A 22,245-nucleotide genomic window follows, 5' to 3' on the forward strand; every position below is an offset into this window, starting at 1 on the left:
GGTTTCTAGGGTCTCGCCGCACCTACACAAGGAATCTCCATGCATCGTTCTGTGATCGAAGCGATTGGCAACACGCCCCTGATCCGCCTCAACAAGGCGTCGGAAGCAACCGGTTGCGAGATCCTGGGCAAGGCCGAATTCATGAATCCGGGTCAGTCGGTCAAGGACCGGGCCGGCCTGTTCATCATCCGCGACGCCGAACAGCGCGGGCTTTTGAAGCCGGGCGGCGTCATCGTCGAGGGAACGGCCGGCAACACCGGTATCGGCCTGACGCTGGTCGCCAAGGCGCTCGGTTATCGCACCGTGATCGTCATTCCGGACACGCAGAGCCAGGAGAAGAAGGACACGATCAAAATGCTCGGTGGCGAGCTGATCGAGGTGCCGGCAGTGCCTTACAAGAACCCCAACAATTACGTGAGGCTGTCGGGGCGCCTGGCCGAGCAGATGGCGCGTTCGGAGCCGAACGGCGCGATCTGGGCCAACCAGTTCGACAACGTGGCCAATCGTGACGGCCATGTCCGCACCACCGCGCAGGAAATCTGGGCCCAGACCGGCGGCAAGGTCGATGGCTTTGTGTCGGCCGTCGGTTCCGGCGGGACGCTGGCCGGCGTTGGCCTTGGGCTGAAGGCCAAAAGCAAGGACGTCAAGATCGCGCTCGCTGACCCGCTGGGCGCGGCGCTCTTCAGTTTCTACACCAGCGGCGAATTGAAATCCGAGGGCAGCTCGATCACCGAAGGCATCGGGCAAGGGCGCATCACCGCCAACCTCGAAGGCTTCACGCCGGATTTTTCGTTCCAGATTCCGGATGAGGAAGCGCTGCCGATCGTCTTCGACCTGATCCAGGAAGAAGGCCTGTGTGTCGGCGGCTCGACCGGCATCAACATTGCCGGCGCGATCCGGCTGGCGCGCGAACTGGGTCCCGGCCACACAATCGTCACCCTCCTTTGCGACTACGGCACGCGCTACCAGTCGAAGCTGTTCAACCCCGAGTTCCTGCGCGAGAAAGGACTGCCGGCGCCGGGCTGGATGGACGAGCAGAGCAAAATCTCGGTGCCGTTCGAAAAGGTCGCGTGATGGCACACAAGACCGAAGCGCTGTTTCGCGACGACGCCTATCTGAGGAAGGCTCAGGCTCAAGTTGTCGCCGTCAACGAGCGCGGCGGCATCATCCTCGACCGGTCGATCTTCTATGCGACGTCGGGCGGGCAGCCGGGCGACACGGGTACATTGGAACGTGCTGACGGCAGTCGCATCGTCATTGCTGCCACCATCGCCGGCGAGACCAAGGACGAGATCATCCATGTTCCATCTCCCGAGCAAGCGGTTCCCGGTTTCGGCGAGCGGCTGAAGCTCGCCATCGATTGGGAGCGGCGGCACCTTCTGATGCGTATGCATGCCGCCTGCCATTTGCTCACCGTCGTCTGTCCATACCCGATCACCGGTGCCGCGGTTTCCGAGGACGACAGCCGCGTCGACTTCGACATTCCGGATGCCGGTTTCACCAAGGAGGACGTGACGGCGGGGCTGATGGAACTGGTGCGCGCCGACCATCCGATCTTCACCCGGCTGATCACCGACGAAGAACTGGCGGCCAATCCCGGCCTGGTGAAATCCAAGAATGTGCGGCCGCCTGTCGGCACCGGCAGGATCCGGCTGGTCTGCATCGGCGAGAATGCCTCGATCGACAGCCAGCCTTGCGGCGGTACCCATGTGAAGAGCACCAGCGAGGTCGGCGAGATCCATATCGGCAAGATCGAAAAGAAAGGCCGCGAGAACCGGCGCTTCCGTATACGCTTCGGGCCGATGCCGGCGATCTGAAGGTCAGTTGCCACCACAGGCGAGCAGGAGAAAAAGAATGGCCGAGGACAGTCCTTTCATCGTCGACGCGGACTGGCTGCAGCAGCGCCTCGGGGAGCCGGGCCTGACGATCATCGATGCGTCCTGGTACCTGCCTGCGCAGAAGCGCGACGCGCGCGCCGAATACGAGGCGGCGCATATTCCGGGTGCGCGGTTTCTCGACCAGGATGTGATCTCGGACCCGGAGTCCGGCCTGCCGCATACACTGCCGTCGCCGCAGAATTTCGCGCAGTATGTTGGCGCCATGGGCGTTTCGGCCGACGATACGATCGTGGTCTATGACGGTCCGGGCTATTTTTCGGCGCCACGCGGCTGGTGGATGTTCCGGGTCATGGGCGTGTTCCAGGTATACATCCTGAGCGGCGGCTTCGACCGCTGGAAGGCCGAGGGACGCCCGGTGACTGCCGAGCAGACGAAGATCGCACCTTGCATCTTCCATGCCGACTTCGATGCCGCTCAAGTCGTCAGCCTCGCCGAGATGCGCCGCATCGTCGATAAACGAGAGAGCCAGATCGCCGATGCGCGATCCGCCGGCCGTTTCGCCGGTACGGAGCCTGAACCTCGTGCCGGCATCCGTTCCGGCCATATGCCTGGCGCGCGCAATGTCCCGGTTACAGGACTTGCCGAGAACGGCGAATTGCTGCCCAAGGATCGCCTGCGCAAGGTCATCGAGGATGCCGGGATCGATCTGTCGAAGCCGGTCGTCACATCGTGCGGCTCGGGCATCACGGCGGCGGCGATCACGCTGGCGCTGGAGACGCTTGGCCATGCCGAGAACAGGCTTTACGACGGTTCATGGACGGAATGGGGCGGGCTTGGCGATACGCCGGTGGTGACGGGCAAGGAATGACGGTGATGGAAAACGGAGTGCTGGAAGACATCGACGTCACGGTAACGTTTCTCGAAATGCATGTGCCGCCGGCCTACTCGCCGCCGGTGCCGTACAACCGCCAGATCGCGCTGCTGAAAACCAAGGATATTCCGCTGCATTTCTATCGCTATCTGATGGACCGGGTGGGGCGGAAATGGCACTGGGTGAATGTGCTGAGGCTGGACGATGAAGAGCTTTCGGCCGGCCTGCATCGCGAAGATCGCGACATCAGAGTGCTTTATCTCGATGGCTCGCCGGCCGGCTTTTTCGACCTCAAGCCGCATCTACCGGAAGAAGTCGAGCTCGCCTATTTCGGCATGATGGAGCACGCCACCGGGCAAGGCATCGGCCGCTGGTTCCTGGGTGCGGCGATCGCTGCCGCTTGGTCTTACGGACCGAAGCGGGTGACTGTGCAGACCTGCACGCTCGACCATCCCGCGGCCCTGCCGCTCTACCAGAAACTCGGCTTTGCGCCGGTGGCGCAAAAGAAGGAGATCGTGCATCCGATGACCTTCGCCGAGCGCTCGGCCAGCGTCATGCGGCCGTAGCTTCTCCGCAAGCTGAACCCACCGTTCATCGGCGCTTCAGACTGTCTTTGCGATGGTGCCATCAGCATGCATTAACGCGCCCATCTGAGAGCGGCGCCGAAGGAGAAGAGACATGCTGACCCGACGCACATTTGCCGTGGCGATGACTGCGGCACTTGCCATGCCGAGCCTGGCATCCGCTCAGGCAACCACACCTTCCGCCGCGACGATCGAACGCCAGCTTGAAGCGCCGCCCAAGGTGAAGCTGCGCCCCAACCAGCGCGTCACAATCCGTGAGTTCAAGCGGCGGCCGGATCTCCGGCGCATGGCGCGCTCGATCGACATCCAGTCGATCAATTTCGCCTTCGGCTCGGCCGCCATCTCCGAATCGCAGTACGGCAAGATCGAAAATATCGCCGACGCACTCGATCGCATCCTGCGGCGCGATCGTCGCGCGCGGGTGCTGATCGAAGGTCATACCGACGCCGTCGGTTCCTTCCAGTCGAACCAGATCCTGTCCGAACAGCGTGCCGCCTCGCTGAAGCGCACGCTGGTGCGCGAATTCGGCGTGCCGGGCCATGCGCTCGAGACCGTGGGCTATGGCGAGGAGTTCCTGCTCGTGCCGACCCAGAACGAGAACTGGCGCAATCGCCGGGTGACGCTGCGCCGCTTCGACGATTTCATAAGATAGCCTCGTTCGGAACTATTGGGGCAATGCTGAAAGAGCCCGGCTTGAACGAGCCGGGCTCTTCCCATATCGCTGATCGTCCACGGCCAATAGCGATGGCGAAAGGATCGGATCATGACGATACGGGTGGTGATGGCAGGCGCAACCGGCTGGGTCGGCAAGGCACTGGTGCCGGCGATCGCGGCGCAGGCCGACATGCAGCTCTCTGGTGCGGTGTCGCGCAGCGGCGCAGGACAGGATTCCGGCCTGCTGGTCGGCGTGCCGGCCAATGGCGTGATCGCTTCTGCCTCGCTGGCGGAGGCGCTGCAGGCGCCGTCCGAAGTGCTGGTCGACTACACCAAGCCGGATGTCGTGAAGGACCACGTGCTGCTCGCCATCGAGAAGGGTCGGCATGTGGTCATCGGCACGTCAGGGCTCGGGGCCGGCGACTATGCCGACATCGATGCTGCGGCGCGCGCCAACCGGGTCGGCGTTATCGCGGCCGGCAATTTTTCGATCACCGCCACGCTGATGAAACGCTTCGCCCTGATGGCGGCGAAATATGTGCCTGATGTCGAGGTCATCGACTATGCCAGCGCCAGGAAGCCCGATGCGCCGTCAGGCACGGCGCGCGAGCTGGCCGAAGCGCTGGCTGACATCCGCAAGGCATCCACCGCGCGGCCGGTGTCGGAGGTCTCCGGCGTGCCAGGAACGCGCGGTGCCGCGGTCGGCGCGGGCGAGGGGGTGCAAGTGCATGCGCTGCGTCTGCCGTCCTACATACTTTCCTGCGAGGCGCTGTTCGGCCTGCCCGACGAGCGGCTGGCCATCCGCCATGACGCCGGCTCATCCGCCGCGCCTTATGTTGCAGGCACGCTGCTTGCCGTCCGGCGGGTGCAGGAAATCACCGGGCTGGTGCGTGGGCTTGACGCGCTGATGGATTGAGTTTGGCAGGAATCGGGTGGGAGATGCCGCCTGGCAGGCATAATTTTCGGTCACAACACCGGAGATTTCGTCATGACCATCCAGTTCAAAGCCTTGCCGACGGAAGATGTGAGAGCCTTGCAGTGCGGTGGGCCTGACGCCTACGGCCACAGGCCCGAGCGGAGCATTTCCGACGGCGACGGCGTGCCGTGCCGGCATTGCCTCAGGAACGTCGCCGCCGGCGATGCCTATCTGATCCTGGCCTACCGGCCGTTTCCGGAACTGCAGCCTTACGCCGAGACCGGGCCGATCTTTCTGCATGCGCAAGAATGCGAGCGCGCGGCTGAGGCCGGGGCGCTCCCCGACATGCTGGAAAGCAGCGACTACATCGTGCGCGGCTACGGCCGGGATGACCGCATCGTCTACGGCAGCGGCGGCGTCATCCCGACGGCTGCAATCGCGGCACGCGCCGAGGCGCTGTTCGAGCGCGACGACATCGCTTACGTCCATGTCCGCTCGGCGCGCAACAATTGCTACCAGTGCCGGATCGAGCGCGCCTGAGGTGCGCAAAAAGACGCCCGCCGATGATCTGGCGGGCGGTTGGGAAAATAGTCGCGACAGAAGCTGCGGCCGAAGCAGCCGGCAAAGACTGGTATTCGCCAGCGTCTGGGAGGCGGCTCGAGCCGTCAGGGAACGACACCTGTGTAGGCACAGTTTTCGAACGCCGAATGTGAAATGCTTCACACAGCGCGTGTTTGGTCATGGCGGCCGAGCGCAATGTCGGTGACGGCTGTCGTACTCCCGTCGCATAAGCGCGCTAAAAGGTAGTCGTCGATCGATTGCCGACCGCGGATGAACCGGCGGCGCATCTCGACATCGAGGAAGCGGGGCTTTGGCTCCGCTTTTTTGTTGCGCGCTTTTGCCGGCAAGAAAAAGCCCGCCGGAACGAACCGGCGGGCGAGACGGGAGGAAGCTCTTGCTTGCGCGTCAGGCGGCGAGCATTGCCTTCGGCTCGACCAGCTCGTAGCCGAGCGCTTCGGCCACCGCGCGGTTGGTGATCTTGCCCTTGTGGACGTTGAGGCCATTGCGCAGATGGTGGTCGTCGACCAGCGCCTTCAGACCCTTGTCGGCAAGCTGCAGGCCGTAATGCAGCGTCGCGTTGTTGAGGGCATGGGCCGAGGTGACAGGCACCGCGCCCGGCATGTTGGCGACGCAGTAATGGATGACGCCGTCGACCTCGTAGGTCGGCTCGGCATGGGTGGTGGCGTGCGAGGTCTCGAAGCAGCCGCCCTGGTCGATGGCGACGTCGACCAGCACCGAACCCTTCTTCATGCCGGACAGCATTTCGCGCGTCACCAGCTTGGGCGCGGCGGCACCCGGGATCAGCACGGCGCCGACGACGATGTCGGCCGAAAAACATTCCTCTTCCAGCGCCTCGACAGTCGAGTAGCGGGTATGGACGCGGCCGGCGAACAGGTCGTCGAGCTGGCGCAGGCGCGGGATCGAACGGTCGATGATGGTGACGTCGGCGCCGAGGCCGACCGCCATCCTGGCGGCATGCAGACCAACGACGCCGCCGCCAAGCACCGTGACCTTGCCGGGCAGAACGCCGGGCACGCCGCCGAGCAGCACGCCACGGCCGCCATTGGCCTTCTGCAGCGCGGTGGCGCCGGCCTGAATCGACAGGCGGCCGGCGACTTCCGACATCGGCGCCAGCAGCGGCAGGCCGCCGCGGTCGTCGGTGACCGTCTCATAGGCGATCGCCGTGACGCCGGAAGCCAGCAGGCCCTTGGTCTGCTCCGGATCCGGAGCCAGATGAAGATAGGTGTAGAGTACCTGGCCGTCGCGCAGCTGGACCCACTCGTTTGGCTGCGGCTCCTTGACCTTGACTATCATGTCCGACTTGGCGAATACGTCGGCCGCCGTCTTGGCGATGGTGGCTCCGGCGGCGCGGTAGGCGTTGTCGTCGGCGCCGATGCCGGCACCGGCGCCGGTCTCAACCAGCACTTCATGGCCATGCGCGACATATTCGCGGACCGAGCCCGGCGTCAGGCCGACGCGGTACTCGTGGTTCTTGATTTCCTTGGGGCAGCCGACGCGCATTTTCTTCTCCTGATCCGGCCCTTTAAGGGCGCGTTCCCTGTATGAACCCAGTGAACCATGAATCGTTGCGCAGGTGTTTGCGAATGCGCTTGCGCTAGCCGGCATGCTTCGATAATCGTTGCGCGAAATATCAAGATATTCGAAGGAATCCCGAAGAATGCCGCTCGACAGGATTGATATCGCCATTCTGGAGACATTGCAGAAGGATGGGCGGATACCCAACGCGGCGCTCGCCGAGAAGGTCGGCCTGTCGCAGTCGGCCTGTTCGCGGCGGCTGGACAATCTGGAAAAATCCGGCACCATCCGCGGCTACCACGCGCGGCTTTCCAATGCCGCGCTCGGCCACCAGATGACGGCGATCGTGCATATATCGCTGTCGGGGCAATTCGAGAAGACGCTGTCGGATTTCGAGGCCGCGATCAAGCGTTGCCCGAACGTGCTTTCCTGCCATCTAATGTCGGGCGAGTACGATTATATCCTGCGCATCGCGGCAAAGGATCTGGTCGACTATGAGCGCATCCACAAGGAATGGCTGTCAGCCATGCCGCATGTGACGAAGATCAATTCGTCCTTCGCCTTGCGCGAGATCGTCGACAGGACGACCGTCGGGCTGAGGCCGGAGATGGCCTAGCCGTTGAAAGCCTCCGTCACCAGCCGATCCATCGGGATGTCGTGTGGTTGCGGGTAGATGGTGGCGATGCGCTGGAGTTCGTAGCCGACGCCGATGATCGAAGGCTTGAACGGCATCGCGGCCAGCGTGCGGTCGAAGAAGCCGCCGCCATAACCCAGGCGATAGTTTTGGGGATCGATGCCGACGATCGGCGAGATGACGATGTCCGGCAGCACCGGATGGCCTTCGGCCGGGATCGGGATGTTCCAGACGCCTTTCTCCAGCCGGTCGCCAGGGACATAAGCGCGAAAGACCAGCGGCTGTCCCTTCTCGATGACGACGGGCAGCGCCGTGTGGCCGCCGCGCTCGTTGATGGACGCTATCCATGGCCGCAAATCCGGTTCGCCGCGAAACGGCCAGTAGAGGCTGACCAGACGGCCGGCAATGTCGCCGATCAGCGCGTCGAGGCCTTCGGCGATACGCTGCGACATTGCCGTGCGCATGTCGGCGGAAACCGTCAGTCGCGCCGCGATCAGCCGCTCGCGCTCGGCCTTGCGCCAGCGCCGCACATCGGTCCAGTCGGTGAGCGGCGCGCGGAATTCCGGATCGAGTTCGTGCATGAAGCAGGGCGGCGAGGAATACTGCGCCGGACCTTCGCCGTCACGATCGTTGGCCATGCTTCACTCCCGTCATCCAGTCCGGAGAGGCTATACCCCGCATGAGCTGGCCGGCATGTGCATTCACGACATCGAGCGGCGAGTCCCGGGCAGTCGAGGCATTGTTGCAGTGCACAATAATGCCTATATCGAAGCTGGTGAATTTATGCGCCCATGGGGTGAATGAGATGAACGAAGCCAGCCATCATGTCGTCGTTGTCGGCGCGGGTTTCGGCGGTCTCGAGTTCACCCGGGCGCTATCCGGTGTGCCGGTGCGCATCACCATGATCGACAAGCGCAACCACCATCTTTTCCAGCCGCTGCTCTATCAGGTGGCGACCACGGCGCTGGCGACCTCGGAGGTGGCGTGGCCGATCCGTCATCTCTTGCGCAAGCGCAAGGACGTGACGACGCTGCTCGCCAATGTCAGCGGCGTCGACCGCGCCGGCGGGCGCGTGCTGCTCGACGACGGCAGCGCGGTTGCCTACGACACGCTGGTGCTCGCCACCGGCGCCAGACACGCTTATTTCGACCATGACGAATGGGAGCCTTTTGCGCCTGGGCTGAAGACGCTCGAGGACGCGACGACCATCCGGCGGCGCATCCTTCTCGCCTTCGAGCAGGCCGAGCGGGAAACCGATCCAGAAAAGCGAAAGGCGCTGCTGACGCTGGCGATCGTCGGCGGCGGGCCGACCGGCGTGGAACTGGCCGGCACCATTGCCGAGCTCGCGCGCGACACGCTGCGCGGCGAGTTCCGCAACATCGACACGCGGCAGACGCGCGTGGTGCTGATCGAGGCGGCTGACCGCATCCTTGCCAATTTCGCGCCTGAACTTTCCGATTATGCAAGGAAGGCGCTCGAGCGCCTTGGCGTCGAGGTGGAACTCGGCGGCGCGGTGACACGCTGCGATGCCGAGGGCGTCGTCTTCGGCGACACAGTCCTGCCGGCCCGGACAATCCTGTGGGCGGCAGGCGTCGCCGCGTCGCCGGCCGCCGAATGGCTGGGGGCGGCAGCGGACCGAGCGGGCAGGGTGCTCGTCGAGCCCGACCTCACCGTGCCGGGCAGCCCAGAAATCTTCGTTATCGGCGACGCAGCGCATGTCCTGCGGCCGGATGGCAAGCCAGTGCCGGGGGTGGCACCCGTGGCCAAGCAGGCGGGATGGCATGTCGCCGCGACCATCAAGGCCAGGCTTGCCGGCAATGCCTCGCCACGGCCGTTCCGCTACAAGCATGACGGCGATCTGGCCACGATCGGTAAGCGTGCAGCGGTCATCGATTTCGGCTGGATCAAGCTTACCGGCTGGCCCGCCTGGTGGCTGTGGGGCATCGCCCACATCTACTTCCTGATCGGCTTTCGCAACCGGCTGGCGGTTTCGCTTAGCTGGCTATGGATTTATGCGACCGGCCAGCGCAGTGCACGGCTGATCACCCAGGGCGACGACGACAAGGGCTGACTTTTTCGTCCCAGGCAGATGTTTCATCCGCCCGTCACCTTTTGCTGATCGACTGGATTCCCGATGGACATGGCCGGATTTCAGCGCGAAGCTTTCGCTTCGGGGGTAGGGGCTTGTCGCATTGTCGAAACAGGAAAAAACAATGTCCCAACTGCTCCACCCTGTCTCCCGCCGCGCACTGCTGGCGGGCGCCGCCGCAACCGGGGCGCTGATCATGCTGCACCCGTTCTCAGCCCGCGCTCAGGCCAACCAGGCGCATCTCAGGATCATGGAGACGACCGACATCCATGTGAACGTGCTGCCCTATGATTACTACGCCGACAAAGCAAACGACACGATGGGCCTGTCGCGGACGGCTTCCCTGATCGATGCGGTGCGCAAGGAAGCGGTCAACTCGATGCTGATCGACAATGGCGACCTTTTGCAGGGCAATCCGATGGGCGACTACATCGCCTATGAGAAAGGCATGCAGGACGGCGACCTGCATCCGATCATGAAAGGCATGAACCTGCTCGGCTACGAATGCTCGACGCTCGGCAACCACGAATTCAACTACGGCCTGTCGTTCCTGGACAAGGTGCTGGCCGGCGCCAATTTTCCATTTGTCTGCGCGAACCTGATCCGCGGCACCCAGCTCGCCGCCAATCCGCGCGACGACAAGCTCTACCTCAAGCCCTATGTTATCCTCGACAAGAAGATCAAGGATGGCTCCGGCGCCGAGCAGCCGATCAAGATAGGCATCATCGGCTTCGTGCCGCCGCAGATCATGGTCTGGGACCTGAAAAACCTCGAAGGCAACGTCAAGACGCGCGATATCGTCGAAGCTGCCAAGGCCTGGGTGCCCGAGATCAAGGAGCAGGGCGCCGACATCGTAATTGCGCTTTCGCATTCCGGCATCGACATCAAGCAAGGCGACATGATGGAAAACGCCTCCTTCTTCGTCGCCGGCGTTGAGGGCATCGACGCCGTGTTCACGGGCCACCAGCATCTCGTCTTCCCCGGCAAGAAGGACTTTCAATCGCTCGAGGCCGTCGACGCCAAGAAGGGCACGCTGCAGGGCAAGCCCGCCGTGATGGGCGGGTTCTGGGGCTCGCATATGGGCCTGATCGATCTTTTGCTGGAGCGCAACGGCTCGAAATGGCGGGTCGTTTCGGCGACTTCCGAGGCGCGGCCGATCTATGAACGGGTCGACAACAAGAACAAGGCGACTGTCGGCGACGACAAGCGCATCATTGCGGCGTTGGAGCAGGATCATGAGGCAACGCTCGCCTATGTGCGCCGTCCGGTCGGCAAGACCTCGGCGCCGCTCTATTCCTATTTCGCTTTGGTCGCCGACGATCCATCGGTGCAGATCGTGAACCAGGCGCAGAGCTGGTACCTGAAGGACATCCTCAAGAGCACCGAATGGAAGGACGTGCCGCTGCTGTCGGCCGCCGCTCCCTTCAAGGCCGGTGGGCGCAGCGGTGCCGACTACTATACGGACGTGCCGGTGGGCGACATCGCCATCAAGAATGTCGCCGATCTCTATCTCTATCCGAATACCGTGCGGGCGGTTGAAATCACCGGCGCGCAAGTCAAGGAATGGCTGGAGATGTCGACCGGTATCTTCAACCGGATCGAGGCGGGCAAGGCTGACGAACCGCTGATCAACACCGATTTCCCCTCCTACAATTTCGACGTGATCGACGGCGTCAGTTACAAGATAGACCTGTCGCAGCCCCCGAAATACGATGCCAAGGGCGGGCTGGCGAATCCGGGAGCGAGCCGTATCGTCGATCTGATGTTCGATGGCAAACCGATTGATCCCGCAGCGAAATTCGTCGTGGCCACAAACAATTACCGTGCCGGCGGCGGCGGCAACTTCCCCGACATCAATGCCTCGAAGATCATCTATGAGGCGCCGGACACCAACCGCGACGTGATCGTGCGCTACATCATCAGCGAGGGTACGATAAACCCATCCGCTGATAACAACTGGTCGTTCGCGCCGCTGTCGGGAACCAGCGTCGTGTTCGAGACCGGACCCAAGGCGAAGGATTTTATCGCCGAGGTGAAGTCCCTGAAGATCGAGCCGGCAGGCGAGGGCGAAGCGGGGTTCGCAAAGTACCGCATCGCTCTTTGAGGCAGCACTCAGCCTGTTGCCCGGCTGGCGGCCCGGCTCGGACCCCAGCAAGGGGCAATCTACGGCGAGCCGGTCGCGGGAGCGGTGATCGGTCCAGGGAACGCGGGCTGGATGGAAACGCCCAGCGGATCGCTTGGAACCGTCAAGGGCGTCATCCCCTTTGGGTGATGGATTGCCGGGATGGAGGATGTCGGCGTGTTGTTGATGAGGTCGCTGACTCCAGGTGTGAGGGTCGCGCTCGTGTTTGAGCCCAGCGGGTCGTTGGTGACGGTCGGTATGGACGATTTCGCCTGAGCTGCGGTTGCCGATATTACGGCAAGCAACAGCCCGGCGGCGATCTGGGTTCGGTTCAAGGAAGCCTCCTGTTGCCAAGGATGCTCCGCGCTCGTTTTGATATGATGCAGTGCCAAGCGGCGGACAGCAGGAAACGCCCGATGTCCGATCGCGGTTTCATCACGATCGCATGAGCAATTCGTGCTCATGCGATCACCGCTCTCCTAGCTACGCATCAGGCCCTGTAGACCACCTGGCGGACGTCGATGTAGCTGGCGCGGAAGCCGGCTTCGCAATAGTGCAGGTAGAATTCCCAGAGCTTCTTGAAGCGGTCGTCGAAGCCGAGCGGGACGATCTTTTCCCAGGATCCCCAGAAACGCTGGCGCCATTCGGCGAGCGTGCGGGCGTAATCGTCCGGGAAGACGCGCTCGCGCAGATGGGCGAGGCCATGGTCTCTTCCCAGCGATTTCAGGATCGACGGCGTCGGCAGCATGCCGCCCGGGAACACGTAGCGCTGGATGAAGTCCGGGCGGGCGCGATAGGTGTCGTAGGCATCCTCGTTGATGGTGATGATCTGCAGGCCCGCTGTGCCGCCGGGTCTCAGGCAGGCCTTCATCTTGGCGAAGAACACCGGCCAGTATTTTTCGCCGACCGCCTCGAACATCTCGATCGAGGCGATGCGGTCATAGGTGCCGGTCTCGTCGCGATAGTCCTGCAGCTTGATGTCGACCTTGTCAGCAAGCCCGGCCTTGTGGATGCGCTCCCTGGCGAAATCGTGCTGCTCGCGGCTGATGGTCAAGCCGGTGACGCGGCAGCCGATCTCGCGCGCGGCGAATTCGGCAAAGCCGCCCCAGCCGCAGCCGATCTCGAGCACGTGGTCCTTTTTGCCGATGCCGGTGTCCTTGGCCAGCGCGCGGTATTTGGCGGCTTGCGCGCTTTCCAAATCGTTGGCGCCGGTCGCGTAGAGCGCCGACGAATAGGTCATGCTCGGGTCCAGCCATTGCTTGTAAAAGGCGTTACCTAGATCGTAATGCGCCGAAATATTGCGCTTCGAGCCGGTGCGGGTGTTGTCGTTGAACCAATGACGGATGCGCTGGACGGTGTTGATCAGCCAATTGGCGCCGCCGGCGGCACGCTCGCCGATGGCCGAGTTGACCACGAACAGCTCCAGGAAACTGGTCACGTCAGGGCTTTCCCAATCGCCGTCCATGTAGGATTCAGCGACGCCGATCGTGCCACCGGAAAAGGCGCGGCCAGGCAGGCGCCAGTTCTTCAGTACCAGTTCGGCGTCGGGGCCAGGCCCCTTGCCTCCGACGAGGACAGCGCGACCGTCCGGCATCCTGACCTTGAGCGAGCCGCGCGGCAGGTTCATGGCGGCCGACAGGACCATGCGTGCCTTGGCCGGCAGCCCCTTGACGATCTCGGCGAAGTTGAACTCGTCGAGCTTTACCGCGTCGCCGAGGGCCATGCCGCCCGGGCCACCGCTCTTGTGTTCGCTGTAGGTCATGTCACGCCCCTGAACTTCCGCAGAGCTGGCGCAATATGCCGGCTCCCACCCTCTTGCGGTTCCTTCGCCAGGCTCGAACTCCGCTCCCCGATCACGGCAGCTGGCCGATTCGGCAGCGGGCGGGCTCGAATGAAAACGCGCCCTCAAGGGTTTTCGCGCTTCCCTGTGAATTCCCACGACAATCTTCCACTTCATCAACGGGAACTTCAAGAGGCAAGCGGCCAGCACGGCATCTCCAGGCAACCGGATCCGGCGTTACGAAAATCCGCTGGAGAGTGTCCGTGGCGATTGGAATCGCTATGGTTGCGCCCAACCATATGCGTTAGTTTTAGCCATGCGCTATGTAATCGTGATCGTTGGCTTCACCTTCTTCCTGATCTGGGACGGCCTCTACAATGAGGGCCGCTACCTCGACTACACGGTCAGGGAGATGTCGCGCATCGTGCGCTACGTCACCGGCGCGGCCTAACTCCGACATCCGCCTTCCAAAGGACCTGGCGCGACATCGTTGCCCGTTGACGCGACGGCTGCCCTCGCACAAAACACCCGCGCATACCGATCAAGGAGGTTGGGTTGATCCGGCATATCGTTTTCTTCAGCGCCCGGCGCAAAGAGGATGTGGAAGCCGTGCGCAATGGACTGATGGCGCTGGGCAAGATCCCGCATTCCAGCCTTTTCGAAGTGACCCTCAACACCAAAGTCGATCCGCTCTCGGATGCGATCGACGTGGTCGTCTATGCCGAATTCGAAGATGATGCCGCACTCGCAGCCTACAAGGCGCATCCGCTCTACGCCGAGACGACCAGCCGGGTCAAACCATTGCGCGAATTGCGTTATTCAGCCGATGTCGTGGCTGCCTGAGCGAAATTCGGCTGCTGCAATGCGCTCGAATGCATGGGATGAACGGTCTCATTCCGTCTGGACGGCGGAAGTCTCGGCCGGGTCGACGCCCGGCCGCTTGCTCAGCACCAGTGCGGCGACAACCACGATCGCTGCAACCGCCATTGCCATGAGGACGATTCTCTTCATGGTTGTGACCTAGGGTTGCTTCCCGGCGACTGCAAGTGCGATCAGGGACGGCAACCGATGCCAGGGTGCATGAGTTGAAGCTCTTGAACCAGCCTTGGGAATGATGCACACCGCACCCCCATGACCAAAACGCCCCCGGCTCACCCGCTCGATCACCTTGTGCTGCCGACCGTAAGCCTCGATGTCGCGCGGGCGCGACTTGCCTCGCTTGGCTTTGTCGTGGCACCGACCGGCATCCATCCGTTCGGCACGGAAAATTGCTGCGTCTTCTTCGCCGACGGCACCTATCTGGAGCCACTCGCGGTCGGCGATAGACAGGCGGCGGCAAGCGCGATCGCAGAGGGCAATGTGTTCGTCGCGCGCGACCGCCTCTATCGCCACGGACTTGGCAATGAAGGGTTCTCCGCCTTAGTCCTCGGAACGACCGACGCCGATGCGGATCACGCGCGCTATGTCGAAGCCGGCCTGTCGGCCGGAGACGAACTGACTTTTTCGCGGGCTTTCAGCGATGCGAGCGGCAAGAGCGACACCGCGTCCTTCAAGCTGGCCTTCGCTGCAGGCGACGCGGCCACGGATGCGTTCCTGTTCGCTTGCGAGCGGATCAATGCGCCGATAAGCACAGCACTGCAGGCCCATGCCAATGGCGTCACCGGCATTTCCGAAGTCGTGGCGGTCAGCGATCTGCCCGCGGGGCAGCGCCGGCTGATCTCGATCACCGCCGGCTCGCAGGGCAAGGATGGCGATGTGTTCGAGTTGCCGAATGCAAAACTGACCATCCTGCATCCTGCCGCCTTTGCCACCCGCTTCGGCATTCCGGCCGGAGCGCCGTCGCAACTTCGTTTTGCGGCGATCGTCCTTTCGGTAGGCAGTGCCGACACCGTTGCAAGGCTGCTTGCAGCCGGGTCTGTTGAACACAACATACGCGGCAATGAAATTGTCGTGCCGCCGGCGTCCGGACAGGGCGCAGCCGTTATTTTCCGGGAGACCCCATGAGCAAGCCCAATTCGTCAGTCACCGTCGGCAAGGTCGTGTTCGCCAACACAGCGCCGCTGTCGCTGATAGCCGGACCGTGCCAACTGGAATCGCGCCAGCACGCTTTCGACATGGCCGGGGCGCTCAAGGAACTGACCGGGAAGCTCGGCATCGGGCTCGTCTACAAGACCAGCTACGACAAGGCCAACCGGACCTCGCTCGGCGGCACGCGCGGCGCCGGGCTCGATGCAGCGCTGCCGGTGTTCGACGATTTGCGCAAGGAATTCTCGCTGCCAATTCTGACCGACATCCACACCGAAGAGCAGTGCGCGCTGGTCGCGCCGCATGTCGACATCCTGCAGATACCGGCCTTCCTGTCGCGGCAGACCGATCTGCTGATCGCCGCAGCCAAGACCGGCAAGGTGGTCAATGTGAAGAAGGGCCAGTTCCTGGCGCCATGGGACATGAAGAACGTCGTCGCCAAGGTGACGGGCTCAGGCAATGCCAATGTGCTGGTCACCGAGCGCGGCGCATCCTTCGGCTACAACACGCTGGTCTCCGACATGCGCGCGCTGCCGATCATGGCCGAGATCGGCGCGCCGGTGATTTTCGACGCCACGCATTCGGTGCAGCAGCCGGGCGGGCAGGGCGGATCCACAGGTGGCGACCGCCGCTTCGTCGAGACGCTGGCGCGCGCCGCGGCCGCGGTCGGTGTCGCCGGCGTGTTCATCGAGACGCATCAGGATCCCGACAACGCGCCCTCCGACGGTCCCAACATGGTGCCGCTCAAGGACCTGCCGGCGCTGCTCGAAAGGCTGATGGCGTTCGACCGGGTCGCCAAGGGCTAGTCGCCCGCGCTTGTCGTCCGCCGGAGCCGGTTGTAGGCTTGCCTTGCAACTTAGCGTCTTGGCAGGAGGAAGCCATGTCCGTCGCCCGCGTCACCGAGATCACATCGTCGTCCAAGAAGAGCTTTCAGGACGCTATCGAGAAGGGAATTGCGCGCGCCGCAAAGACCCTCAAGAACGTCGAGGGCGCCTGGATCCAGGACCAGAAGATCGTCGTCGTGGACGGCAAGATCGCCGCTTACCGGGTCAATATGAAGGTCACTTTCATTCTGGCTGAGTAAACCAAACGAAGCCGAAGAAAAGTCTGGAACCTTCGTCAGCGGCCCTCATTGTCAATGCATAGTGGCAGAGACAGAGAGGAGCACACCATGACAACCCAGACCGGGCATACCGAAGCCATTGCAGCCTCGCGCGTCATCGGCACGTCGGTCTACAACACCGAAGGCACGCACATCGGCAGCATCGAGGACGTCATGCTCGACAAGACCTCGAACGGCATCATGTTCGCGGTAATCGGCTTTGGCGGATTTCTCGGCATCGGCGAGAAGTATCACGCCATCCCATGGGCAAGCCTCGACTATGACGAGGACAAGGGCGGCTATGTCGTGCCGTTCTCCAAGGAGCAGCTGAAATCAGCTCCGGCCTATTCGATCAACGAACTGACGGGCGCTGACGGCGAACTGGCGCGCGATGCGTCATACGACTACTACAAGGTCGCCCCCTACTGGCACTGACCGGCTGAGCCAGCCCAGCTGGAATCGAAAGGGCCCCCGCATGGCGGGGGCCCTTTTCTGCGAAGACAACCTACTCCGCTGCGTTGAGGGTCGACAATTGCACCGCGCCCTGCGGTGGCTTCTGGCTGTCGCACGATGTCAGGAACGCCGCCGCGATCAGGAACAAACTCACGATACCGCTCAACTGGGACATGGCGAAACTCCTCCTGTTTCGCCCCGCGCGGGAGAATCATAGACCAAAAACCAGTTTGCCGCGCATGACTTATGATGACAGAAATTTGCGCTTCGTGAATCGGCGCAGCGGCACTATTTGCGAGCCGCCCGATTGCCTTTTGCAGCGCTTTGGCTAAGAGGGGCGCGACGCTTCAATCGATCAATCGGGGACATCGCAAATGACCGCCATCATCGACATTGTCGGGCGTGAAATCCTGGACAGCCGTGGAAATCCGACCGTCGAGGTCGATGTGGTGCTGGAGGACGGCTCGATGGGCCGCGCCGCGGTGCCTTCGGGCGCCTCGACCGGCGCCCATGAGGCGGTCGAGTTGCGCGACGGCGGCCCCCGTTATCTCGGCAAAGGCGTGCTCAAGGCCGTCGAGGCCGTCAACGGCGAGCTGTTCGAGGCGATCGGCGGCATGGAAGCCGAAAACCAGATCCATATCGACCAGACCATGATCGAGCTCGACGGCACGCCCAACAAGAGCCGGCTCGGCGCCAACGCCATCCTCGGCGTGTCGCTGGCGGTCGCTAAGGCTGCCGCCGAAGCGGCCGGCCTGCCGCTCTACCGCTATGTCGGCGGTGCCAAGGCGCATGTGCTGCCGGTGCCGATGATGAACATCATCAATGGCGGCGCCCATGCCGACAACCCGATCGACTTCCAGGAATTCATGATCCTGCCGATCGGCGCGCCGACGCTGCGCGACGGCGTGCGCTGGGGCTCGGAGATCTTCCACACGCTACGCAAGAAGCTGAAGGATGCCGGCCACAACACCAATGTCGGCGACGAGGGCGGCTTTGCTCCCAACCTCAAGAGCGCGCCGTCGGCGCTCGATTTCATCATGGAATCGATCGAGCAGGCCGGCTTCAAGCCGGGCGAGGACGTGGCGCTTGGTCTCGACTGTGCGGCGACCGAGTTCTTCAAGGACGGCAACTACGTCTATGAAGGCGAGAAGAAGACCCGCGATCCGAAGGCGCAGGCCAAGTACCTGGCCAAGCTCGCCGCCGACTATCCGATCATCTCGATCGAGGACGGCCTCTCCGAGGACGACTGGGAAGGCTGGAAGATCCTGACCGACCTGATCGGCAAGAAGACGCAGCTGGTCGGCGACGATCTGTTCGTCACCAACACGGCGCGGCTGCGCGACGGCATCCGCATGGGCGTCGCCAATTCGATCCTGGTCAAGGTCAACCAGATCGGCTCGCTGACCGAGACGCTCGATGCGGTCGAGACCGCGCACAAGGCCGCCTATACCGCCGTCATGTCGCACCGCTCGGGCGAAACCGAGGATTCGACCATCGCCGATCTGGCGGTCGCCACCAATTGCGGGCAGATCAAGACCGGCTCGCTGTCGCGCTCCGACCGCATGGCCAAGTACAACCAGCTTATCCGCATCGAGGAAGAGCTCGGCAAGCAGGCGCGCTATGCCGGCAAGTCGATCGTGAAAAGCTGATCTCCGGACCATGTCCAGCAACGAAAAGGGCGGGAACATTCCCGCCCTTTTGTTTTTCGCGGCTGCCGAATCCGGTCGTCCGTAACCGTCCATTAAGCACAATCGGCGAGAAAGAGGCGTTGAGAGGACGAGCGCCATGTGGACACGCCAGCACAAGCAGAGAAACACCGGCCGGCTGATCATCCCCTCGCTCTGCGTGCTGTTTCTGGCCTATTTCGGCTTCCACGCCTACCATGGCGAGTTCGGTATCTACTCCAAGTACCAGCTCGAGGCCCAGGCGGTCGATCTGCAGGGCAAACTCGATGCCATCAAGGCGCGCCGGGTCGACCTCGAGCGCCGTGTCCAGCTGATGCATGAAGGTACGCTGGAGAAGGACATGCTTGACGAGCAGGCGCGCAAGGCGCTCAATGTGTCTCATGCCGACGAAATCACCATCATGCTGCCGGCCTCAGCGAAATAACTGAAACTCAGTTAATCGATGTTATTTTCAATGATTTTAATCGCTTAGACGCATGACAGCCATGCATTTTTCTGCATGGCGAAACGCTTTCCCGCATGTTAGCCTTGCTCAAATCGGTGGGGAGAGCTGATCTCCCTCAGAGCAGATTTCATCCTGCTCTAATGTCCGCAAAGAGACGCCAACAGGGAGTGATGCATGGCCACCGCCGCCAGAAAAGCGCCTGCCAAATCCGTAAAATCATCGGGACTTTCCGCCCCCAAGCCAGCTGATTTCACCAAGGACGAGGAGCTTGCCGCCTACCGGCACATGCTGCTCATCCGCCGCTTCGAGGAGAAGGCCGGTCAGCTTTATGGCATGGGCTTCATCGGCGGCTTCTGCCACCTCTATATTGGCCAGGAAGCGGTCGTCACCGGCATGAAGATGGCGCTGATCGACGGCGACCAGATGATCACCGCCTACCGCGACCACGGCCACATGCTGGCGATGGAACTGTCGCCGCGCGGCGTTATGGCCGAATTGACCGGGCGCCGCGGCGGCTTGTCGAAGGGCAAGGGCGGCTCCATGCACATGTTCTCCAAGGAGAAGCACTTCTATGGCGGCCACGGCATCGTCGGCGCGCAGGTGTCGCTCGGCACCGGGCTCGCCTTCGCTAATCGGTATCGCGAAAACAAGAATGTTTCACTGACCTATTTCGGCGACGGCGCCGCCAATCAGGGCCAGGTCTATGAAAGCTTCAACATGGCCTCGCTGTGGAAGCTGCCGGTGATCTTCATCATCGAGAACAACCGCTATGCCATGGGCACCTCGGTGTCGCGCTCGTCGGCCGAGACCGACTTTTCGCACCGCGGCGCCTCGTTCAAGATTCCAGGCATCCAGGTCGACGGCATGGACGTGCGCGCCGTGAAGGCCGCCGCCGACCTCGCCACCGAATGGTGCCGTGCCGGCAACGGTCCGCTGATCCTCGAAATGCAGACCTACCGCTATCGCGGCCATTCGATGTCCGACCCGGCGAAGTATCGTTCCAAGGAAGAAGTGCAGAAGATGCGCTCCGAGCATGACCCGATCGAGCAGGTCAAGGCGCGGCTGATCGACAAGAAATGGGCAAGCGAGGACGAGCTCAAGACCATCGACAAGGAAGTCCGCGACATCGTCGCCGACGCCGCCGATTTTGCCCAGAACGACGCAGAGCCGGATCCGTCCGAGCTCTGGACCGATATCGTACTGTAAGGGGAGGGCAAGGACATGCCGATCGAAATTCTCATGCCCGCTCTCTCGCCGACCATGGAAGAGGGCAATCTTTCCAAGTGGTTGAAGAACGAAGGCGACAAGGTCGTCGCCGGCGACGTGATCGCCGAGATCGAAACCGACAAGGCGACGATGGAGGTCGAGGCCGTCGACGAAGGCACGATTGCCAAGATCGTGGTTCCCGCCGGCACCGAAGGCGTCAAGGTCAACGCGGTGATCGCCGTGCTTGCGGTCGATGGCGAAGATGTCGACAAGGCTGGCGAGGGCATCGGCGAAGAACCTGCCAAGGCTGAAACAGCGGCGCCTGCGCCGGCTGCCGCCAAGAGCGAGGCCGCGGCACCTGTCGCGGCGGCGCCGAAGACCGAAATCGCCGCCGATCCGGACATTCCGGCCGGCACCGAAATGGTCTCGACCACGGTGCGCGAAGCGTTGCGCGACGCCATGGCCGAGGAAATGCGCCGCGACGGCGACGTCTTCGTCATGGGTGAGGAGGTTGCCGAGTACCAGGGCGCCTATAAGATCACGCAAGGGTTGCTGCAGGAGTTCGGGCCGCGCCGCGTCGTTGACACGCCGATCACCGAGCACGGTTTTGCCGGCGTCGGAGTCGGTGCGGCGATGGCCGGGCTGAAGCCGATCGTCGAGTTCATGACCTTCAACTTCGCCATGCAGGCGATCGACCAGATCATCAACTCCGCCGCCAAGACGCTCTACATGTCCGGCGGCCAGATGGGCGCGCCGATCGTCTTCCGCGGACCGAACGGGGCCGCGGCCCGCGTCGCCGCCCAGCACTCGCAGTGCTATGCCGCCTGGTACAGCCACATTCCGGGCTTGAAGGTGGTGATGCCCTACACGGCCGCCGACGCCAAGGGCCTGCTCAAGGCAGCGATCCGCGATCCGAACCCGGTCATCTTCCTTGAGAACGAAATCCTCTACGGCCAGTCCTTCGACGTGCCGAAGCTTGACGATTTCGTGCTGCCGATCGGCAAGGCGCGCATCCACAAACAGGGCAAGGACGTCACCATCGTCTCGTTCGGCATCGGCATGACCTATGCGATCAAGGCGGAGGCCGAGTTGCGCGGCATGGGCATCGACGCCGAGATCATCGATCTGAGGTCGATCCGGCCGCTCGATTTCGACACCATCATCGCCTCGGTGAAGAAGACCAACCGCCTGATCGTGGTGGAGGAAGGTTTCCCGCAGAGCTCGGTCGGCGACCATATCGCCAACCAGGTGTCGCAGCGTGCCTTCGACTTCCTCGACGCGCCAGTCATCACCGTCGCCGGCAAGGACGTACCGATGCCTTATGCGGCCAACCTCGAAAAGCTGGCATTGCCGAATATCGGCGAGGTCGTCGAGGCGGTCAAAGCCGTCACGTATCGCTGATGATTAGGGGGAGGTTGCGGTGGCGACTGCGAAAGAGACACGACGGATTGCCTGGGCTATTTTCTGGCGCGCAGGGCTGACAGGCATTCTTCTCGGCTTTATCTGTGGTTTTGTGTTCGGATTTGTCGTCAGTTTTATTGGAGCGATGGCCGGCGTTGATCGGCAACTTCTTCAGAAAGTAAGTGGGTGGGGTGGCGGCATTCTAGGACTGATCGCCTCTTTCCTAGCACTCAACTATTTCCTCGCTTGGTCGATCGGCAGACCGATTGGGGGGAGGACTCTTTCGCTGTCTGTATAAGCGCTGCTTGCCGTTGATACGGTGAACGCATTTCGCTTGGGAGAA

26 protein-coding genes are annotated in these 22,245 nt (G+C 62.7%); 21 read left to right on the top strand and 5 right to left on the bottom strand.

Features of this window, described 5'->3' with window-relative positions:
- Positions 1–39: 39 nt before the first annotated feature.
- The 7 genes from D3227_RS17155 to D3227_RS17185 all read left to right on the top strand — a co-directional run bounded on the left by D3227_RS17155 (position 40) and on the right by D3227_RS17185 (position 5,403).
- Positions 40–1,074 carry a cysteine synthase A gene (locus D3227_RS17155; protein WP_120015261.1) on the top strand — a complete coding sequence of 345 codons (1,035 nt, stop codon included), beginning with the start codon at positions 40–42 and terminating at the stop codon, positions 1,072–1,074.
- Positions 1,074–1,817, top strand: coding sequence for an alanyl-tRNA editing protein (locus D3227_RS17160; protein WP_120015262.1), 744 nt, complete (start codon positions 1,074–1,076; stop codon positions 1,815–1,817). Before D3227_RS17155 ends, D3227_RS17160 begins: the two co-directional genes overlap by 1 nt.
- A gap of 37 nt (positions 1,818–1,854) precedes the next feature.
- The gene (gene sseA, locus D3227_RS17165) at positions 1,855–2,706 is read left to right on the top strand and encodes a 3-mercaptopyruvate sulfurtransferase (protein ID WP_120015263.1); all 852 of its coding nucleotides are present in this window, start codon (positions 1,855–1,857) and stop codon (positions 2,704–2,706) included.
- A 5-nt stretch (positions 2,707–2,711) separates the two neighbouring features.
- Positions 2,712–3,275, top strand: a complete 564-nt coding sequence (locus D3227_RS17170) for a GNAT family N-acetyltransferase (RefSeq protein ID WP_120015352.1) — start codon at positions 2,712–2,714, stop codon at positions 3,273–3,275.
- Between the two features lie 112 nt (positions 3,276–3,387).
- On the top strand, positions 3,388–3,945 hold the full coding sequence (locus tag D3227_RS17175) for an OmpA family protein (RefSeq protein WP_120015264.1): 558 nt from the start codon (positions 3,388–3,390) through the stop codon (positions 3,943–3,945).
- Positions 3,946–4,056: 111 nt separating this feature from the next.
- Positions 4,057–4,863, top strand: coding sequence for a 4-hydroxy-tetrahydrodipicolinate reductase (dapB, locus tag D3227_RS17180; RefSeq protein ID WP_120015265.1), 807 nt, complete (start codon positions 4,057–4,059; stop codon positions 4,861–4,863).
- Between the two features lie 72 nt (positions 4,864–4,935).
- A complete protein-coding gene (locus D3227_RS17185) occupies positions 4,936–5,403 on the top strand; it encodes a DUF1203 domain-containing protein (protein WP_120015266.1) in 468 nt (155 codons plus the stop codon).
- A 426-nt stretch (positions 5,404–5,829) separates the two neighbouring features.
- On the opposite strand, the gene ald is transcribed toward D3227_RS17185, so the two are convergent.
- On the bottom strand, positions 5,830–6,945 hold the full coding sequence (gene ald / locus D3227_RS17195; RefSeq protein ID WP_120015268.1) for an alanine dehydrogenase: 1,116 nt from the start codon (positions 6,943–6,945) through the stop codon (positions 5,830–5,832).
- Between the two features lie 157 nt (positions 6,946–7,102).
- On the opposite strand from ald, the gene D3227_RS17200 reads away from it, so the two are divergent.
- The gene (locus tag D3227_RS17200) at positions 7,103–7,576 is read left to right on the top strand and encodes an Lrp/AsnC family transcriptional regulator (protein ID WP_006205413.1); all 474 of its coding nucleotides are present in this window, start codon (positions 7,103–7,105) and stop codon (positions 7,574–7,576) included.
- Here D3227_RS17200 and D3227_RS17205 read toward each other — a convergent pair.
- On the bottom strand, positions 7,573–8,232 hold the full coding sequence (locus D3227_RS17205; protein WP_120015269.1) for a 5-formyltetrahydrofolate cyclo-ligase: 660 nt from the start codon (positions 8,230–8,232) through the stop codon (positions 7,573–7,575). The genes D3227_RS17200 and D3227_RS17205 overlap by 4 nt on opposite strands.
- A 167-nt stretch (positions 8,233–8,399) precedes the next feature.
- Between D3227_RS17205 and D3227_RS17210 the strand changes: the two genes are divergently transcribed.
- Both D3227_RS17210 and D3227_RS17215 read left to right on the top strand, forming a co-directional pair.
- Complete coding sequence (locus tag D3227_RS17210; RefSeq protein ID WP_120015271.1) at positions 8,400–9,665, top strand: NAD(P)/FAD-dependent oxidoreductase; 1,266 nt, start codon at positions 8,400–8,402, stop codon at positions 9,663–9,665.
- 142 nt (positions 9,666–9,807) lie between these two features.
- Entirely contained in the window at positions 9,808–11,787 is a 1,980-nt protein-coding gene (locus D3227_RS17215) for a bifunctional 2',3'-cyclic-nucleotide 2'-phosphodiesterase/3'-nucleotidase (RefSeq protein ID WP_120015272.1), read from the top strand.
- Positions 11,788–11,846: 59 nt separating this feature from the next.
- Here D3227_RS17215 and D3227_RS41140 read toward each other — a convergent pair whose 3' ends face one another.
- Both D3227_RS41140 and D3227_RS17220 read right to left on the bottom strand, forming a co-directional pair.
- Positions 11,847–12,269, bottom strand: coding sequence for a hypothetical protein (locus D3227_RS41140; RefSeq protein WP_147377617.1), 423 nt, complete (start codon positions 12,267–12,269; stop codon positions 11,847–11,849).
- A gap of 26 nt (positions 12,270–12,295) precedes the next feature.
- Complete coding sequence (locus tag D3227_RS17220; RefSeq protein WP_167480732.1) at positions 12,296–13,567, bottom strand: SAM-dependent methyltransferase; 1,272 nt, start codon at positions 13,565–13,567, stop codon at positions 12,296–12,298.
- A gap of 334 nt (positions 13,568–13,901) precedes the next feature.
- On the opposite strand from D3227_RS17220, the gene D3227_RS43750 reads away from it, so the two are divergent.
- The 6 genes from D3227_RS43750 to D3227_RS17245 all read left to right on the top strand — a co-directional run bounded on the left by D3227_RS43750 (position 13,902) and on the right by D3227_RS17245 (position 17,147).
- Complete coding sequence (locus D3227_RS43750; protein WP_281034913.1) at positions 13,902–14,036, top strand: hypothetical protein; 135 nt, start codon at positions 13,902–13,904, stop codon at positions 14,034–14,036.
- Between the two features lie 104 nt (positions 14,037–14,140).
- A complete protein-coding gene (locus D3227_RS17225) occupies positions 14,141–14,428 on the top strand; it encodes a Dabb family protein (protein ID WP_120015273.1) in 288 nt (95 codons plus the stop codon).
- Between the two features lie 288 nt (positions 14,429–14,716).
- Positions 14,717–15,589 (top strand): VOC family protein, encoded by an 873-nt coding sequence (locus tag D3227_RS17230; RefSeq protein WP_120015274.1) that lies wholly within the window; start codon positions 14,717–14,719, stop codon positions 15,587–15,589.
- On the top strand, positions 15,586–16,416 hold the full coding sequence (kdsA, locus tag D3227_RS17235) for a 3-deoxy-8-phosphooctulonate synthase (protein WP_120015275.1): 831 nt from the start codon (positions 15,586–15,588) through the stop codon (positions 16,414–16,416). Before D3227_RS17230 ends, kdsA begins: the two co-directional genes overlap by 4 nt.
- A gap of 74 nt (positions 16,417–16,490) precedes the next feature.
- On the top strand, positions 16,491–16,694 hold the full coding sequence (locus D3227_RS17240; RefSeq protein ID WP_120015277.1) for a dodecin family protein: 204 nt from the start codon (positions 16,491–16,493) through the stop codon (positions 16,692–16,694).
- An 87-nt stretch (positions 16,695–16,781) separates the two neighbouring features.
- The gene (locus D3227_RS17245; protein WP_120015278.1) at positions 16,782–17,147 is read left to right on the top strand and encodes a PRC-barrel domain-containing protein; all 366 of its coding nucleotides are present in this window, start codon (positions 16,782–16,784) and stop codon (positions 17,145–17,147) included.
- Positions 17,148–17,217: 70 nt separating this feature from the next.
- On the opposite strand, the gene D3227_RS43755 is transcribed toward D3227_RS17245, so the two are convergent.
- Positions 17,218–17,340, bottom strand: coding sequence for a hypothetical protein (locus D3227_RS43755; RefSeq protein ID WP_281034914.1), 123 nt, complete (start codon positions 17,338–17,340; stop codon positions 17,218–17,220).
- Between the two features lie 199 nt (positions 17,341–17,539).
- On the opposite strand from D3227_RS43755, the gene eno reads away from it, so the two are divergent.
- The 5 genes from eno (at position 17,540) to D3227_RS17270 (ending at position 22,200) form a co-directional block, all read left to right on the top strand.
- On the top strand, positions 17,540–18,814 hold the full coding sequence (eno, locus tag D3227_RS17250; RefSeq protein WP_006205399.1) for a phosphopyruvate hydratase: 1,275 nt from the start codon (positions 17,540–17,542) through the stop codon (positions 18,812–18,814).
- Positions 18,815–18,950: 136 nt separating this feature from the next.
- Positions 18,951–19,274, top strand: a complete 324-nt coding sequence (locus D3227_RS17255) for an FtsB family cell division protein (protein WP_120015279.1) — start codon at positions 18,951–18,953, stop codon at positions 19,272–19,274.
- A 195-nt stretch (positions 19,275–19,469) separates the two neighbouring features.
- On the top strand, positions 19,470–20,501 hold the full coding sequence (pdhA, locus tag D3227_RS17260; RefSeq protein ID WP_120015280.1) for a pyruvate dehydrogenase (acetyl-transferring) E1 component subunit alpha: 1,032 nt from the start codon (positions 19,470–19,472) through the stop codon (positions 20,499–20,501).
- Between the two features lie 15 nt (positions 20,502–20,516).
- Positions 20,517–21,902, top strand: a complete 1,386-nt coding sequence (locus D3227_RS17265; RefSeq protein WP_120015282.1) for a pyruvate dehydrogenase complex E1 component subunit beta — start codon at positions 20,517–20,519, stop codon at positions 21,900–21,902.
- Positions 21,903–21,921: 19 nt separating this feature from the next.
- Positions 21,922–22,200 carry a hypothetical protein gene (locus D3227_RS17270; protein ID WP_120015283.1) on the top strand — a complete coding sequence of 93 codons (279 nt, stop codon included), beginning with the start codon at positions 21,922–21,924 and terminating at the stop codon, positions 22,198–22,200.
- The last annotated feature ends 45 nt before the right edge of the window (positions 22,201–22,245 follow it).

This window comes from Mesorhizobium waimense, from assembly GCF_003601975.1.
GTDB classification, from domain to species: Bacteria; Pseudomonadota; Alphaproteobacteria; order Rhizobiales; family Rhizobiaceae; genus Mesorhizobium; species Mesorhizobium waimense.